The 16,277-nt window shown below is 67.2% G+C and carries 17 protein-coding genes; 16 read left to right on the top strand and 1 reads right to left on the bottom strand.

Annotated elements, in window-relative coordinates:
- Nucleotides 1-40 precede the first annotated feature (40 nt).
- Genes OL358_RS04360 through OL358_RS04335 form a run of 6 tightly spaced genes read left to right on the top strand, consistent with a single transcriptional unit; the run spans nucleotide 41 to nucleotide 6,247 of the window.
- A complete protein-coding gene (locus tag OL358_RS04360; protein WP_264708715.1) occupies nucleotides 41-907 on the top strand; it encodes a carbohydrate ABC transporter permease in 867 nt (288 codons plus the stop codon).
- On the top strand, nucleotides 904-1,785 hold the full coding sequence (locus tag OL358_RS04355) for a carbohydrate ABC transporter permease (protein ID WP_264708714.1): 882 nt from the start codon (nucleotides 904-906) through the stop codon (nucleotides 1,783-1,785). The genes OL358_RS04360 and OL358_RS04355 overlap by 4 nt, the downstream gene beginning before the upstream one ends.
- A gap of 19 nt (nucleotides 1,786-1,804) precedes the next feature.
- Nucleotides 1,805-2,782: an NAD(P)-dependent oxidoreductase gene (locus tag OL358_RS04350; protein WP_264708713.1), complete on the top strand. Its 978-nt coding sequence runs from the start codon at nucleotides 1,805-1,807 to the stop codon at nucleotides 2,780-2,782.
- Nucleotides 2,779-3,780, top strand: coding sequence for an NAD(P)-dependent oxidoreductase (locus OL358_RS04345; protein WP_264708712.1), 1,002 nt, complete (start codon nucleotides 2,779-2,781; stop codon nucleotides 3,778-3,780). The genes OL358_RS04350 and OL358_RS04345 overlap by 4 nt, the downstream gene beginning before the upstream one ends.
- On the top strand, nucleotides 3,777-5,180 hold the full coding sequence (locus OL358_RS04340) for a hypothetical protein (protein ID WP_264708711.1): 1,404 nt from the start codon (nucleotides 3,777-3,779) through the stop codon (nucleotides 5,178-5,180). Before OL358_RS04345 ends, OL358_RS04340 begins: the two co-directional genes overlap by 4 nt.
- Nucleotides 5,177-6,247 (top strand): Ldh family oxidoreductase, encoded by a 1,071-nt coding sequence (locus tag OL358_RS04335; RefSeq protein WP_264708710.1) that lies wholly within the window; start codon nucleotides 5,177-5,179, stop codon nucleotides 6,245-6,247. The genes OL358_RS04340 and OL358_RS04335 overlap by 4 nt, the downstream gene beginning before the upstream one ends.
- An 80-nt stretch (nucleotides 6,248-6,327) precedes the next feature.
- Here OL358_RS04335 and OL358_RS04330 read toward each other — a convergent pair whose 3' ends face one another.
- Nucleotides 6,328-7,263 (bottom strand): LysR family transcriptional regulator, encoded by a 936-nt coding sequence (locus tag OL358_RS04330; RefSeq protein ID WP_264708709.1) that lies wholly within the window; start codon nucleotides 7,261-7,263, stop codon nucleotides 6,328-6,330.
- A 125-nt stretch (nucleotides 7,264-7,388) separates the two neighbouring features.
- On the opposite strand from OL358_RS04330, the gene OL358_RS04325 reads away from it, so the two are divergent.
- The 10 genes from OL358_RS04325 to hxlA all read left to right on the top strand — a co-directional run bounded on the left by OL358_RS04325 (nucleotide 7,389) and on the right by hxlA (nucleotide 15,917).
- Entirely contained in the window at nucleotides 7,389-8,105 is a 717-nt protein-coding gene (locus tag OL358_RS04325) for an SDR family NAD(P)-dependent oxidoreductase (RefSeq protein WP_264708708.1), read from the top strand.
- The gene (locus OL358_RS04320; protein WP_264708707.1) at nucleotides 8,102-8,824 is read left to right on the top strand and encodes an SDR family NAD(P)-dependent oxidoreductase; all 723 of its coding nucleotides are present in this window, start codon (nucleotides 8,102-8,104) and stop codon (nucleotides 8,822-8,824) included. Before OL358_RS04325 ends, OL358_RS04320 begins: the two co-directional genes overlap by 4 nt.
- An 82-nt stretch (nucleotides 8,825-8,906) precedes the next feature.
- On the top strand, nucleotides 8,907-9,776 hold the full coding sequence (locus OL358_RS04315; protein ID WP_264708706.1) for a substrate-binding periplasmic protein: 870 nt from the start codon (nucleotides 8,907-8,909) through the stop codon (nucleotides 9,774-9,776).
- A gap of 60 nt (nucleotides 9,777-9,836) precedes the next feature.
- Nucleotides 9,837-10,622: an amino acid ABC transporter ATP-binding protein gene (locus OL358_RS04310; RefSeq protein ID WP_264708705.1), complete on the top strand. Its 786-nt coding sequence runs from the start codon at nucleotides 9,837-9,839 to the stop codon at nucleotides 10,620-10,622.
- Nucleotide 10,623: 1 nt separating this feature from the next.
- On the top strand, nucleotides 10,624-11,262 hold the full coding sequence (locus tag OL358_RS04305) for an amino acid ABC transporter permease (protein WP_264708704.1): 639 nt from the start codon (nucleotides 10,624-10,626) through the stop codon (nucleotides 11,260-11,262).
- Nucleotides 11,262-11,906: an amino acid ABC transporter permease gene (locus tag OL358_RS04300; protein ID WP_264708703.1), complete on the top strand. Its 645-nt coding sequence runs from the start codon at nucleotides 11,262-11,264 to the stop codon at nucleotides 11,904-11,906. Before OL358_RS04305 ends, OL358_RS04300 begins: the two co-directional genes overlap by 1 nt.
- 196 nt (nucleotides 11,907-12,102) lie before the next feature.
- Nucleotides 12,103-13,404: a flavin-containing monooxygenase gene (locus OL358_RS04295; protein WP_264708702.1), complete on the top strand. Its 1,302-nt coding sequence runs from the start codon at nucleotides 12,103-12,105 to the stop codon at nucleotides 13,402-13,404.
- Complete coding sequence (locus tag OL358_RS04290) at nucleotides 13,404-14,672, top strand: Glu/Leu/Phe/Val family dehydrogenase (protein WP_264708701.1); 1,269 nt, start codon at nucleotides 13,404-13,406, stop codon at nucleotides 14,670-14,672. Before OL358_RS04295 ends, OL358_RS04290 begins: the two co-directional genes overlap by 1 nt.
- Nucleotides 14,673-14,697: 25 nt before the next feature.
- The gene (gene hxlB / locus OL358_RS04285) at nucleotides 14,698-15,270 is read left to right on the top strand and encodes a 6-phospho-3-hexuloisomerase (protein WP_264708700.1); all 573 of its coding nucleotides are present in this window, start codon (nucleotides 14,698-14,700) and stop codon (nucleotides 15,268-15,270) included.
- Nucleotides 15,271-15,293: 23 nt separating this feature from the next.
- The gene (gene hxlA, locus OL358_RS04280) at nucleotides 15,294-15,917 is read left to right on the top strand and encodes a 3-hexulose-6-phosphate synthase (protein WP_264708699.1); all 624 of its coding nucleotides are present in this window, start codon (nucleotides 15,294-15,296) and stop codon (nucleotides 15,915-15,917) included.
- The last annotated feature ends 360 nt before the right edge of the window (nucleotides 15,918-16,277 follow it).

The following is a 16,277-nucleotide window of genomic DNA, read 5'->3' as shown; positions in this document are numbered from 1 at the left end:
GCGTCGTCACGGAGCCGGCCACAGCCGGATCGCTCCATGGGTGTTCACCAGCCCTGCGATCGCGGTGTCGATCCTCGTCCTGATCATCCCGATCGGCTACACGGTCGTCCTGAGCCTTCAGAAGGAGCGAGTGACCGGCGGCCTCATCGGTACGAAGGAGCCCGTCTTCGTCGGGCTGGAGAACTTCGCCGAGGTCCTGACTGACGGGGCATTCTGGGCGTCCGTCCAGCGGATGCTCCACTACGGCGTCATCTTCGCCCCCGTGATGATGATCGCTGCACTCGGTCTCGCGCTGATCATCGATGCGCTCAAGACGCGGTTCTCGGGATTCGCGCGCCTCATGATCTTCCTGCCGTTCGCCATCCCCGGCGTCGTCGCGGCGATCATGTGGGGATTCCTGTACTTGCCGCAGGTGAGTCCCATCGGGCAGGCGTTCGAACTGTTCGGGCTTTCCGCGCCGAGCTTCCTGGACTCCGGAATGCTGTACGTGTCGCTGGCGAACATCAGCATCTGGGGAGTCGTCGGATTCAACACCGTCCTCATCTACACCGCCCTGCGCACCATCCCGCAGGAAGTGATCGACTCCGCGCGGGTCGACGGGTGCGGCCAGTGGCGGATCGCGCTCAACATCAAGCTGCCGATGATCCTTCCCGCGATCGTGCTCACGACGATCTTCGCCCTCATCGGCACGCTGCAGGTGTTCACCGAGCCTCAGCTTCTCAAACCTCTGACCACCGCCATCTCCACGGACTTCATGCCGATGATGAACATCTACAACCAGGCCTTCCGTCAGAGTGACTTCAACGGGGCCGCGGCGTCGTCGCTGATCCTCGCCGCGATGACCTTGATCGGATCGCTTGTCGTCCTCGGGCTCAGCCGCCGCCGTCTGACGGAGACAGAACGATGAGCGCCGCCACGACGCAGAGGGCCGGCCGTCTCATCGGGGGAGCCGCCACCGGCAAGGCGCTCGCCTATGTCGTGCTCACCGTCGGGGTCGTCTATGCCCTGTATCCGGTGCTCTGGCTGTTCATCGCGTCCACGAAGGGATACGGCGAGTTGTACACGACGTCGACACTGATCCCGAGCTTCACCGGCGGCCTGCAGACCAACCTCGTCAATCTCTTCAGCTGGGAGAACGGCGCCTTCATGCGATGGGTGGGCAACAGCCTGCTCTACGCCGGTGGCGGCGCGATCCTGTCGACACTGATCGCCGCTGCCGCAGGATACGGTCTGGCGAAGTATCACTATCCGGGCCGCACGACGACGATGCTCCTTCTCGTGTCCGGCATCCTGGTTCCTGCGGTGATGCTCGCGATCCCGCAGTACCTCCTGTTCTCGTCGCTCAACCTCGCGGGCTCTTACGCGTCGGTGCTGATCCCCAGTCTTGTGAACCCGCTCGGCGTGTTCCTCTGCATGGTCTACGCACAGTCGGCGGTGCCGGACGAGATGCTGGAAGCCGGGCGACTCGACGGCGCCGGGGAGTACCGCATCTTCGGCCAACTCGCGCTGGCACCGATGTTCCCGAGTCTGGTGACCGTCTTCCTGCTGCAGTTCGTCGGCATCTGGAACAACTATCTGCTTCCGTACATCATGCTCAGCGACGACTCCAAGTTCCCGCTGACGGTCGGGCTCTCTCTCCTCATCAATCGCGGACCCACGGAGCCCGCCTTCAACAACCTCGCGATCGTGGGCTCGCTCGTGTCGGCAGTGCCGCTCATCCTCCTCTTCATCGTCCTCCAGCGCTTCTGGCGCATCGACCTCATCTCCGGCTCTGTCAAGGGCTGAACCGACGAAAGGATCCACCATGGCGTCCCGTCCCCGCATCTTCATCGCCCGCTACTTTCCCGGAGACATCTCCGACATCGTCGGCGACGATTACGAACTCGATCGTCACGACGACACGATTCCGCTTCCGCATGAGGAATTCCTCCGTCGCCTGGTACTCGCCGACGCCGCCGTCGCATACGGCGACGCGATCGACGCCGATGCGCTGGCGGGCGCGACGAAGTTGCGCGTCATCGCCGACCAGTGGAGCGGCGCGGGAGTCGACCTGGATGCCGCGCGTCGGCGTGGCATCGTGGTGACGACGGGCGGCTACGAACATGACTGGATCGTCCCGAGCGAGGCGGAACACGCCGTCGGTCTGCTGCTCGCCGCGGCGCGGCGGATCCCCGAAGCCGACCGATTCGTGAAGGGCGGCAGGTGGGTTCAGCCGGAGCAGAGCGTGCGAGGCCTCCCGGGCATCGGCCTCGCCGGCAAGACTCTCGGCATTCTGAACGGCTCGCGGCGGACCGGCGTAGAGCTCGTGCGGCGCCTTCAAGGCTGGGATCTGGAGCTCCTCCATCATGACTCGGAGCCCAATGCCGAGATGGCTGCGCTCGGAGCCCGACCGGTCGGGCTCGACGAGCTGCTGCGACGCTCGGACTTCGTCGTGATCCTCCACGGAGACTGGTCTCGGACCGACTACCAGCTGGGGCGCGAGGAACTCGCAACCATCAAGCCGGGAGCAATCGTGGTCAACGTGACACGCGGCACAGCCATCGACGAGGCGGCATTGATCGAGGCCATCCGCGACGGACGCGTTCGGGGCGCGGGCCTCGACAAGCTGGAACGGCAGCCGCGACTCACGCCAGGACTGGATACCCTCGATCAGGTCGTGCTGACGCCCCACTCGGACGGGTCGCTCCTGCTCGAGCGGGAGCACGTCTTCCGCGAGATGGTGTCCAATTGCGTGGCTGTGCTCGAGGGACGACGTCCCACGAAGGAGGTGACGGCTCCGTGACCACTCCCACATGGCGCGCCCTCATCAGCCATGAGCTGCCCGAGGTCGCGGTCGAGCGGCTCCGGAGCGAGCTGCAGGTAGACACCGTTCACGGCTATCTCGATCTCTCCCGCGCCGAACTGATCGATCGCGCTCGCGGTGCGCACGCGCTCCTGTCCTACTCGGATGCGATCGACGACGAGATGTTGGCGGCGCTCCCCGACCTGCGCGTGATCGCGACGCACTGGGGCGAATGGAACACCGGGCTCCACGAGGCGGCGACGAGACGCGGCATCCTCGTCACGAGCCCGCCCGATCAGTACAACTGGATCGTGGGCGGAGTCGCCGACCTGATCATCGGCTTGTTCCTCGCCGGCGGTCGACGCATGGTCGAGGCCGACAGCTTCAGCCGGGGCGGCCGTATGGACCACCACGAGGCGAGCAACCACCACCTTCTGGGTCAGGGTCTCTTCGACGCGACAGTCGGACTGATCGGTGCGGGTCGAATCGGCCAGGCGGTGGCGAAGCGACTCGCCGGATTCGGCTCCACGGTGCTGTACTCGGACCCACGACCCAATCCGGAGCTCGACCGCGCGGGCGCCGAGCACACCGCGCTCGACGAGCTGCTGCGTCGATCGGACTTCGTGAGTCTGAGCGTCCCCGAGAACGAACTGCACGTCGTCGGCGCAGCCGAGTTCGCGAAGATGAAGCAGACTGCCGTCTTCGTCAACACCGGTCGAGGGCGGGCCGTCGATGAGGTCGCACTGGCCCGCGCGCTGTCCGAGGGCGCCATCGCGGCCGCCGGCCTTGACGTGTACGAGAAGGAGCCGGAGATCTCGCAGGAACTGCTGGACGCGCCGAACGCCATCCTCATGCCGCACGCGGGAGGGGCGCTTCGGCGGGCTCGGGAACGTGCGGCCCTTTTCATGGCGGAGAGCGTGCTCGACGCCATGCGCGGACGCTCGCCCCGTGGGCTACTGAACCCGGAAGTGCTCGCTCGATCGGAGAGTCGCGCATGAGCGAGCAGGTCCTGTTCGCATTCGACGATCACGCGTTCCCCTTCCGACGTGGCCTTCGACTCCGTCTGCACTCCTTCCCCGGGGAGGCCGACGACCGGCCCACCAAGGTCCTCGAGAAGGGCGCGCCGGGCGAGGCGGACTCTGAGTCCGTGGCGTACTACGGGAGCGTCATCAGCGTCGGGCCCGAGCTCTGGATGTACTACCTCGGGAACGACACCCCCGGCGAAGGCCGCCATCAGCGGCTCATGCTCGCGCGCAGCACCGACGGGCGCTCTTGGACCAAGCCGAGCCTCGGCGTCGTCGAGTACGGGGGCAACTCCGACAACAACATCTGCGACCTCCCCGTCGATGGCCATCTTCAGGCCGCAGTCGTGCTCTACGAGCCGCACGATCCCGATCCCGATCGTCGGTTCAAGCTCTCATTCGAGACCGAGCTCTACGACAAGCGCATGGCCGTGGCTTTCAGTGCCGACGGAGTGACGTGGGTGCCCTACGAGGCGAACCCGGTCGGCCCGTACTTCTTCGAGCAGTCCGGCGGGATCCGTCGCCACGGCGCCTATCTCGTCAATGGCCAAGGAGCGACCGAGCATTGGGCCGCCGCGGGCTTCGCTCGTCAGCTCGTGACACACGTCTCGTACGACTTCGTGAACTGGAGTCAGGAGGGCGTGCTGGGGTTCGCCCGCGACGACCTCCCGCCCAGGCCGACGACACACGGGGGAATCGATGGTCGCCAAGTGCACCTCGGCGCGGCGCTGTGGGACCGCGGTGACACGGTCATCGGGTTCTACGGGATGTGGAACGGGCATCCGTCCAACGATCGGCGGCTGATCACCATGGACATCGGTCTGCTCGTGAGTCACGACGCACTCCACTTCACCGAACCGATTCCCGACTTCCCGATCGTTTCGGGTCGTGAGACGAAGACCACGATCGATCACAGCGCTTTCCCCCAGCTGATGCAGGGACAGGGCTTCGCGAACATCGGCGACCACACTCTGTTCTGGTACTCGGCATGGCCCGAGTCGGACGCCGATGCCGTGCTTCTCGCGACCTGGAAGCGGGACAGGCTCGGTCACCTGGAGGCCTACCGTGGCCCGGAGCCCGCCGTCGCCATGAGCCGAGTCCTCGTCGCCGGCGCTGACGACGAGATCGTCCTCAACGCGGAGCTCGTGTCCGAGTTCGCGGAACTCCGCGTCGAGCTGGTCGACGAACAGTTCGCTCCCCTCGAGGGCTACACCGCGGCGGATGCTTCGCTGTCGCGAGTGACCGACCTCGAGTCCACCGTGACCTGGGCGGTCGGACGGCTGCCCGACACGCCGTTCCGGCTGCGCATCCACTTCGCGGGGCCCCGCCCAGAGGACGTCCACCTGTTCGCGGCATACGTGCGGTCGGCGCGATGAGCGCGCCCCGGTTCGACCACAACGACTGTCACCGGCTGGCTTCGCAGTTGCTCGTCCATCGCGGTCTCATCCCCGAGGCTGCGGTCGCCGTCGCCCGAACGCTCGTCGAAGCGGACCTTCTCGGCCACGACACTCATGGACTCGCGCTCCTCGCGCGATACCTCGACGATCTGGAGAGCGGCGCGATGAACGCCGATCCCAGTCCGGTCATCGTCCGTGACACGGGTCCGACCGTCGTCTGGGATGCGGAGTGGCGCAGCGGTGTCTGGACGACGATCAGAGCCGTCGACGAGGCGGTGGATCGAGCCCTTCGTTTCGGCATCGCCGCGGTGGCGGTCCGGCGCGCGCATCACATCGCGTGCCTCCAGGCGTATCTCGAGCAGGCGACTCGGAGGGGGATCGTCGTATCGATCACGTGCTCGGACCCGTCCGCCGCTACGGTGGTGCCCTTCGGCGGCCGCGACGCGGTCTTCCAGCCCGACCCGATCGCGTTCGGCATCCCCACCGACGGCGACCCCATTCTGATCGATATGAGCACGTCCATCACGTCGAACGCGATCGTCGCGCGGGCTGCAGCCGAGGGTCAGCCTCTGCCGGGCGAGTGGGTGCAGGACAGAGACGGAACGCCCACGAATGACGCGAGCGTCGTGTCCGGCGGGGGAGCGCTCCTCCCCGTCGGCGGATCCGACCACGGGCACAAGGGCTTCAATCTCGCGCTCATCGTGGAGTCACTTACTCAGGGACTCGCGGGTTTCGGCCGTGCCGGTGCCCCCGAGCGCTGGACTGCGGACGTGCTGGTGCAGGCATGGGATCCCGACGCGTTCTCGGGCTCTGGATCCTTCACGGCCGCGACGAGCGAGATCGTGCGGCGAGTGAGGGATTCCTCCCCCATCCAGGCGTCGGCGCCAGTTCGGCTGCCCGGCCAGGCCGCGCTCGCACGCAAGCGTAGGGCGCTCGACGACGGTCTGGTTCTGGCGCCGCAGATCGCGGAGTCCCTGAGTCGATTGGCGCTGGGATCCGGGTTCGAGCCTCTCGTTGCGCTGGACAGCGGCGGGGATCGACCGTAGGCGGCGGTGTACGGTCGCAGACCTCGCTGCTGGCGGGACTCCCGGTCGCGCGCCTCGACTGCGATCGCGACGGCTTGCGGTCAGCGCTCGTCTATCGACGGCGCGTCCTCGGCGATCCGCTGCAGGACCCGGTGCGCGAGTCGCATGAACTGCGCCGTGGCCGGCGAGATCGCCCCGCCGCGTCGAGTCACGAACGCGTAGTGCTCGACGATCGGCGGATCCAACGGGGTCCACGACAGGCCGCGCGCCTCCATGAACTGGCGGCCTACGTGGAATGAGACCAGCGAGTCGCCAACGCCCTGCGCCGCCAGTTCGAGTGCATGCGTCTGGAATTCGACCTCGACAAGAGGAAGAATCGTGGCCCCTTCGCGTTGTGCCCGCTCGGTCAGCGAGACGCGGAGCGGATCGTCGTGAGACCACCGCGCCTCGGAGAGGATCAGCGGTCGCTTGGCCAAGGTATTGATGTCGATCGGACCCGTGGTGTGATCGGGGTTGCGCGACACATATACGGCTTGGTCTCGGAATACCGATGGGGTGAGGTCGAGTTCGCGGTCGTCGATCGGCAGCTGCACGAGTCCTGCCTCGAGGTGGCCGTCGCGCACCTCGTCGGCCACCTCTGACGAGTTGAGCCCGACGACCTGGATCCGCACCGACGGGTAGAGCTCGTGGAACTCCCTGATGAGGTCGGTGAGCAGGTAGAGGTGCGCGCTGTTGAAGGTGCCGAACGAGACGGTGCCCTCTTCGAGGGATCGCAGGCGCTTGCTCCACTCGGAGAGTTCGCGCGCGTCGCTGAGGGTGCGCTCCGCGAGCGGGAGGAGCTGCTTTCCGGCGTCGGTGAGGAGCAGCCGGCGAGACGTTCGCGTGAAGAGCGTCACGCCCAGTGAGTTCTCGAGCACGCTGATCTGCTCGGAGAGACTCGGCTGGGCGATGTGGTGCTCGGCGGCGGCTCCTGCGAACGTTCCCACGCGCGCTGCGGCGACGAAGTACTCGAGTTGGCGGACGGTGGGAAGCGCCAAGGGCGAGCTCCGTTCTCAAGGTTGAACCTATGTCTACCATCTGAGACCAAGCATTGCCCTGCTTTCCGTGCGCTGGTGCACTGGGTTCTCAAGAGCTTCACGGGAATCGGAAAGGCCGGAATCACATGCAGGGCACTCAGCGCACCGTCGTCGTCACGGGAGCCGCATCGGGGATGGGGCTTTCGGCGGTGTCGGTGTTCCTTCGCGCCGGATGGAGAGTCATCGGGCTCGACGTGGTCGCGAGCCACGCTGACGATGCCGAGCCCGGCCAGTATCTCTCGGCGGTCGCCGACGTGCGCTCCCGCGACGACCTCGAGCGGGCGATCGACGGACTGCTGCCCGCGGGCGCGTCCATTCACGCCGTCGCGAACATCGCCGGCGTCTACCCGCCCACGACCCTCGCGACGTACGACGAGGCGACATATCGTCGCATCTTCGACATCAACGTTCTCGGCATCCTGAACGTGATCGCCGCGGCCCGACCGCGCCTGGTCGACGGTTCGGCCATCGTGAACTTCGCGTCCGTCGACGCCTTCACCGTCTCGCCGGGGCAGCTGCTCTACGGCGCCTCGAAGGCCGCCGTCGTGATGCTCACCAAGGCCCTCGCTCTCGAACTGGCGCCTTCCGGCATCCGCGTCAACGGCATCGCCCCGGGCTGGGTTGCGACGCCGGGGAACGCGGCGACGGGACGGATGGATGCCGCGGCCGCAGCCATCCCGCTCGGGCGGGTGGCTCACCCCGACGAGATCGCGGACTGGGTGCTGCTGCTCTCGTCCCCGGGCACGGTCGCCTTCATGACCGGCGAGACAGTCGTGCTGTCGGGCGGAGACGTAATTCGATGACCGTCCCCGACAGCGTCATCATCACCGGCGCCGCACGCGGACAGGGAGCAGCGCACGCCGCCCACCTCGCCCGCGCGGGCACGCGGGTGGTCCTCACCGACGTGCTCGATCGCGAGGGGGAGAACACGGCAGCAGTGCTGCGCGCGTCCGGCGGCGATGCGGTGTACCGCCATCTCGACGTCGCTGACGAGGAGTCGTGGGCGACGTTCGCCGAGGAGCTTTCGAGCTCCGAGCAGCGCGTCCGGGCGCTCGTGAACAACGCGGGCATCCTTCGCCACGATCCGATCACCGACACCACGCTGGAGACCTGGCGCCTCCACGAGCGGGTGAACGTCCACGGCTCGTTCCTCGGCATTCGCGCCATAGCCCCGCTGCTCGTCGACGGCGGATCCATCGTGAACGTCTCGTCGACGGCTGCGCTCGTCGGGTCCGCGGGCTACGCCGCGTACTCCGCCTCCAAGGCTGCTGTGATTGCGCTCACGCGCGTCGCCGCGGTTGAGCTCGCGCCTCGAATCCGCGTCAACGTCATCTGCCCAGGTGGTGTTTCCACCGCCATGAACGACGACGAGCCGATGGGAGGCACGTCTTCGCTCACACCACTGGGTCGACGCGCGCACACCGACGAGATCTCGCCCCTCATCGAGTACCTGATCTCTTCGGCGGCATCCTTCGTCACCGGCTCCGTCTTCACCATCGACGGCGGCCTCACCGCGGTCTGACCCCGACCACTCGTTCCATTCCCCGCACAGAAACCCGCACCACCCCGCTCCATCAGCCCGACCACACAGAGAAGAGAACCCCATGGAGACCACCGCTCTCACCCGCCGAATCGCAGCCACCGTCGCCGCCATGAGCCTCGCCGGCATCGCGCTCGCCGGCTGCGCATCGTCGGCTGCATCCACCGTCGACGCGAGCTGCAAGCCCGCGCACGATGGCCTCACGACCTACACCGATGGAACGCTCACTGTCGGAGTCCCCGAGAACCTCCCTTATACGCAGACGAAGGGGTCTGACGCCGCGGGACTCGAGATCGACCTCATCAAGAAGATCGCGGCGGCCGAGTGCCTGAACCTCGCATTCGTGCCGATCACCTACGCCAACGGCATCCCGATGATCAGCGAGCAGAAGAAGGCCGATCTGATCACCGGTGGGTGGTACGTCACCGAAGCGCGGGCCGAGCAGGTCGGTTTCACGGCGCCGACCTACTACGACAGCATGGGCATCATCTCGAAGGACGGTGCGACGACGGTCAGCGAACTCGAGTCGATCGGCGACGTGGGCAGCGTCGCGGGCTTCTCGTGGGAAGCTGACATGAGCGGCGTTCTGGGCGACCACCTGAAGACCTACCCCGGGACGGTCGAGACCAAGCAGGATCTCGTCAGCGGCCGCATCCAGGCAGCGCTCGACGGCTATGCCGTCGCGACCGTCGCCTACGCCGGTACCGACTTCATCGTCGAGCCCGCAGAGGTCGACGAGCGCATCGCCATCACGACGTCCATGCCGATCATCGCGTTCCCGATCGCCAAGGAGAACACCGCGCTCGCAGAGGCGATCAGCGCCCACATCGACGAGTTCCGCGAGGACGGCACGCTCGAGTCGATCCTCGCCGACTACGACCTCCCGGCGAGCCTGCTCGTCCCGGCAGACGTCGCCGCGACCTCCATCCGCTGACAGGCTCCGGGCGCCGGACCTGACGGCCGGCGCCCGGCACCGACTCCGAGGAGCTTCTTCATGAATCCCGGTCTCATCACCCAGAGCAACGCGATCGCCCACGCGGGCGTCGAGATCGCACACCTGTCCAAGAGCTACGGCGACAACCTCGTGCTCGACGACATCTCCATCACCGTCAAGCCCGGCAGCGTCACTGCACTCATCGGGCCCTCCGGGTCGGGCAAGAGCACCCTGCTTCGCTGCGTCAACCTGCTCGAGACCCCTGACAAGGGCACTGTCACCGTGGGCACGCAGACCATCGAGGCGGGTCGGCGCATAAAGGATCGGGAGCTCCTCGAGCTGCGCCGCCAGGTGGGAATGGTCTTCCAGTCCTTCAACCTGTTCCCGCACTTCACGGTACTGCGCAACGTCGCGTTCCCGCAGGAGAAGATCCTCGGCCGAAGCCGCGAAGAGGCCGAGGCGCGTGCCCTCACGCTCCTCGAGCGGGTGGGCCTCAAGGACAAGGCGCACCAGCACCCGAGTCGTTGCTCCGGCGGTCAGCAGCAGCGCATCGCCATCGTGAGGGCGTTGGCGCTCGACCCTCGAGCGATGCTGTTCGACGAGCCGACCAGCGCCCTCGATCCGGAAGTGGGCATCGAGGTGCTCGCGGTGATGCGTGAGCTCGCCGGGGCAGGCATGACGATGATCGTGGTCACCCACGAGATGTCGTTCGCACGCGACGTCGGGGATCACCTGGTCGTGATGGCCGAGGGCCACATCATCGAGGAGGGTGACCCCGCCGAGATCATGGCAGACCCTCGCGAGAAGCGCACGCGCCGCTTCCTCAGCGCCGTCCTGGATCGCTGACATGGATCCCCTGACGGCCGTCCTGCTCGGCCTGCCCATGACCCTGCTCGTGACTGCGCTGTCGTTCGCGATCGGGGTGGTCGGCGGCATCCCGATGATGCTCGGCCTTCGGTCCCGCTGGTCGCCACTGCGGCTCACCATCCGCTTCATGGTCGACCTGATCCGCGGCATCCCGCCGATCGTCTGGCTCTTCCTCATCTACTTCGGTGTGCAGATCGGCTCCATCCGGCTCGACTCGCTCACGGCTGCGGTGATCGGGCTCGGGATCATCTCGAGCGCCTACCTCGCCGAGATCTACCGGGGCGGCTTCGCGACCCTGTCGCGCGGGCAGAGCGAGGCAGCGGCCGCGCTCGGGCTGGGCACGCGCACCACGTTCGGCCGCATCCTCGCCCCGCAGGCGCTGCGCACCGCGCTCCCCTCGATCACGACGTTCCTGCTGTCGCTGCTGAAGGACTCATCGATCGCCTCGACGATCGGCGTGGCCGACATGGTGTTCGCCGCGAACATGTTCGCCCGGCAGAACCCCGCGACCGCCGGCATCCTGCCCTTCTTCATCGCCGCGGGCATCTACTTGGTCATCAGCATCCCGATCGCGATCGTCGCCCGAAGGCTTGACACCCGGCTGAGGAAGGCGCAGTGATGGAGATCCTCGAATACCTCCCGCGACTGATGCAGGGGCTCGCGGTGAGCCTGCAGCTCACCATCCTCTCGGTGGTCTTCGGATACGCGATCGGACTGCTCTTCGCTCTCGGCGTGAGCTCTGCGAGGCCGTGGCTGCGCTGGCCCACGCTGATCGTCGTCGAGGTCGGCCGTGGTATCCCCGCCCTCGTCGTGCTGTACATCGTGTACTTCGGGCTTCCTGCGCTGGGCGTGCTGTTCGAGAACTTCTGGGCTGCTGTCATCGGCCTGACGTTCTCGGCGGCGGCCTACTCGTCCGAGATGATCCGTGCCGGAATCCAGTCGGTGCCGCGAGGTCAGACGGAGGCGTCATCCGCACTCGGGCTGCCCAGGTCGACGTCGTTCGCGAAGATCGTGCTGCCGCAGGGACTGAGGTCGGCGATCCCCGCACTCATGGGCTTGGCGATCATGTCGTTCCAGGCAACCTCGCTCGCCTATTCGATCTCGGTCAACGAGCTGATGAGCCAGGCCTACCAGATCGCAAACATCACGTTCGAGTACCTCACGGTGTACGCCATCACCGGTCTCATCTACGCCGCCATCGCCGTCCCGGCGACGTGGATCTCGGTAGGTGTCGAACGCCGACTGTCGCGCGGATATACCTGACCGGGGCGATTTCGCCGACCGCGGTGGATGCCGCACCCTCCCGCTTCGGGCAGGTGCGGCATCCGGCGTACTCGGCAGACGTTCGGTATAGGGGAAACCTTCATCTGTCAACAGATACTGAGTCTTTCCCTCTGAGAGAGACCTCTCTAGCGTCGTTGACAAGCCTCCAGAATCACTCCGAAACGAAGGAAACGAGATGACCCGCTACGCGGTAATCGGTGCCGGCGCCGCCGGTGTCTCGGCCCTGCAGCAGCTTCGCCGGGCCGGCTACGACGTCGACTGCTTCGAGAAGACCGATCGAGTCGGCGGCCACTGGCATACCGACTACGACGCTCTCCACCTGATCACGTCGCGGGATATGACGCACTTCGAAGACTTCCCGATGCCGTCCGACTATCCGCACTTCCCGCGGCGTGACCAGGTGCGCGAGTACATCGAGTCCTATGCCCGCCACCACGGCCTGTCCGACGTCATCCGTTTCAACACCGCTGTCGTCGCGGTCACGCCGATCGCCACCGACGGTCCGGTCGGCTCGGCCGGGTGGACTGTCACCCTCGACTCGGGCGAGCGCATCGACTACGACGGCGTGCTTGTCGGCAACGGCCACCTCTGGCACCAGAAGAAGCCCGCCGCCTCGGCCGGCTTCACGGGGAAGCAGGTGCACTCGGGCTCGTACCGCAACACAGGCGACATCGAGGGCTCGCGCGTCCTGGTGGTCGGGGCCGGCAACTCCGGCTGCGACCTCGCCGTCGACGCCGCGCAGCACCGCTACGAGGTCGACATCGTGATCCGGGAGGGCACGTACTTCCAGCCCAAGTCGTACTTCGGCGTGCCGCGCCAGGAGGTCGCGTGGCTGAGCGCGTTCGCCCCCGACGAGCAGGACCTCATCTCGCGTCTTCTCGCCCGTGTCTCGATCGGCGAGGCCAAGGACTACCCGGGCATGCCCGTGCCCAAGCACCGCTCGCTCGCCGAGGGGAGCACCGTCGTCAACAGCCTCCTGCTCTACTGGGTGCAGCACGGCCGCGTCGCGATCCGGCCCGGCATCGAGCGCATCGCCGGCACGACCGTCCACTTCACCGACGGCACCGCTCGTGACTACGACACCATCCTGTGGGCCACCGGCTTCCACTCGAGCCTGCCGTTCCTCGCCGACGACCTCGTCGAGCGCCGCTGCGGTGCACCGCTCCGGTTCGCGGGCGGTGTCGTCCCGAAGGGGCTCGAGAAGCTCTACTACATCGGCATGGCGGCCCCGCGCGGCCCGCAGATCCCGGTGTACGGCGTCCAGGCCAAGCTCGCCATCCGCATGATCGCGCTCCACGAGGAGGCTCCCGGCGGTTTCGCCGGCGTCCAGGCATACCTCGCCGGTCTGCAGAACGAAGAGCACCGCATCGACATCGTGCGTGCGATCTGGAACGACCAGATGGCCGACACGGACCGCCTTCTCGATGCCTTCTCAGCGGCCCGCGAGAGCGAGCCCGTCCCCGAGGCGGTGGCGTGATGACGCTCACAGCCCCCATCCCGATCATCACCTCGCCGCTCGCCTCAGCGCGGCGCCAACTGTCCGACGCTGCCGCCTACCTCGAGCTCGACCACGGCCTCTACGAGATGCTGGCCCGCCCCCGACGCGAGATGACCGTCAGCGTGCCGCTTCGTCGCGACGACGGTTCGATCGCGCTTTACACGGGCCATCGGGTGCAGCACAACCTCTCTCGCGGGCCGGCCAAGGGCGGCATCCGATTCAGTCCCGGAGCCGACCTCGACGAGGTGCGCGCGCTCGCGATGTGGATGACGTGGAAATGCGCCCTCGTCGACATCCCCTACGGCGGTGCGAAAGGCAGCGTCGCGATCGATCCGCGCACGCACTCGCGGGCCGAACTCGAGCGCGTCACGCGCCGCTACGCCAGTGAGCTCGGCGAGTTCATCGGACCCGAGCGCGACATCCCCGCGCCGGATATCGGCACGGACGAGCAGACCATGGCGTGGATCATGGACACAATTTCGACCGGCCGCGGTGTGACTCTGCCCGGCACGGTCACCGGCAAGCCTCTGGCACTCGGCGGGTCGCTGGGTCGCGCCGATGCCACTTCTCTCGGTGTCACGGTGGTCGCCCTCGAGGCGCTGAGCTCGTACGGCTTGCTGCCGTACCGGCCGACGGCCGCCGTGCAGGGATTCGGCAAGGTCGGCGCGGGCGCGGCCCGGCTGCTCGTTCATGCGGGCGTCCGCGTCGTCGCGGTCAGCGACAGGTACGGCGCCGTCCACGCCGATGGCGGACTCGACATCGACGAGCTCGAGGCGCATGTCGCCCGAGAGGGTACGGTCGTGGGATTCGCCGGCGCCGAGCCCATCGCCGGCAGCGAGCTGCTCGAACTGGGCGTCGACGTGCTCGCCCCGTGTGCGGTCGAGGGAGTGCTGCACGCGGGGAACGCGCATCGCGTCCGCGCCCGCATCATCGTCGAGGGCGCCAACGGTCCCACCACGCCGGAGGCAGACGAGGTGTTCGGGGAGCGAGGGATCGTGGTCGTGCCCGACATCCTCGCCAATGCCGGCGGCGTGATCGTCAGCTATTTCGAGTGGGCGCAGGCCAACCAGGCGTATCGCTGGACCAGTCGTGAGGTCGAGGAACGCCTGCGCGAGCGGATGTCGGAGAGCTGGAAGCAGGTGTACGCCCAGACGCTGCGCACCGGACGCTCGCTCCGAGAGACCGCCACCGTCATCGCCGTCGAGCGCGTCGCCGATGCGCACCGACTGCGCGGACTGTACCCCTGATCCCGACCCGAGGAGACCTCCACTCATGACCCCCACCGCCACCGCCCACGCGCTGCAGCTGATCGACGACGAGCTGAGCGGCGTCACCGGAACTCTCGCGACCGAGCGCTCGGATCAGATCGCCGCGCTCGCCGCGGTGCTCCAGAGCGCGCGCCGCGTGTTCGTCTTCGGCCTGGGCCGGTCTGGTCTCGCGCTGCAGATGACCGGCATGCGACTCATGCACGTCGGGCTGGCCGTCCACATCGTCGGTGATGCGACCACTCCCGCGATCGGTCCCGGCGACGTGCTCTTCGCCGCGAGCGGATCGGGCACGACCGGCGGAATCGTACGGGCAGCCGACAACGCCGTGAAGGCCGGCGCGCGAGTGGTCGCGATCACCGCGAATCCGGACTCGCCGCTGGCCGCAGCATCCGTTGCCACTGTCGTCGTTCCCGCGGCCGGCAAGCTCGACCGCTCGGGCGCGAAGTCCGCGCAATACGCCGGCAGCCTCTTCGAACAATCCGTCGTCGTGATCGGTGACGCGGTCTTCCACACGCTGTGGCTCGCGTCCGGCGAGACGGCCGACGACCTGTGGCCCCGCCACTCCAACCTCGAATGACCGCAGCAAACGAAAGGAAACCCATGAAGCTGCAGTTCGCCATCGACACCCTCACGACCGAGCACGCGCTCGCGCTGGCCGCGGCCGCTGCGCCGTACGTAGACATCCTCGAACTCGGAACTCCGCTCATCAAGAGCGAGGGGCTCTCCGCCATAACTGCGATCAAGGCCGCGCATCCCGACAAGGTCGTCTTCGCAGACCTCAAGACGATGGATGCCGGTGAGCTTGAGGCCGACATCGCCTTCGGTGCCGGCGCCGACCTCGTCACCGTGCTCGGCTCGGCCGACGACAGCACCATCGCCGGTGCCGTCAAGGCGGCGAACAAGCACGGCAAGGGTGTCGTCGTCGACCTCATCGGCGTAGCCGACAAGCCCGCCCGCGCGAAGCAGGTCGTGGAGCTCGGAGCCGAGTTCGTCGAGATGCACGCCGGTCTGGACGAGCAGGCGCAGCCGGGCTACTCGCTCGACAGCCTGCTGCGCGACGGCGAGGCAGCCGGCGTTCCGTTCTCGGTCGCCGGCGGCGTGAACGCATCCAGCATCGGCTCGGTGCAGGCCTCGGGCGCGCGGATCGCGGTCGCCGGAAGCGCGATCTACAGTGCCGACAACGTAGGCGAAGCTGCGGCGCGTATCCGCGCCGGCATCAGCTGAGAGCTCTGGGAAGTGCGCGAGGGTGGTGCAGTCCTCATCGCCCTCGTGCATCCCCGCCGTGGGAACAGAAGCGAGAACAAACGCAGTGAATCGCAATGTGAGTTCCTGCGCGCCTGAGAACCCAGATCGTTGATTTCGTGCGGCTCTGAGACCTCACGTGATCCCTGTGACCCCATCCCGCATGCGTTCGAATCCCACCGTCACCGCCATGTCGAAGCCCCGCGAACCCGCGCTGGCCGATCGCTCTGGCAGGACTCGCTCTCACGATCTCGGCGGGAGCCGTTGCCACACAGGTGGTCCACTGGGCGTACGTGACTTGACGGGGCCCGCAACAGTTCCTTCGAGTGCCGATTCCTCCTG

It is taken from the genome of Microbacterium sp. SSM24 (assembly GCF_025989145.1).
Classification (GTDB): Bacteria; Actinomycetota; Actinomycetes; order Actinomycetales; family Microbacteriaceae; genus Microbacterium.
The sequence above is the reverse complement of the archived record's forward strand: the minus strand, read 5'-3'. Positions and strand labels throughout refer to the sequence as shown.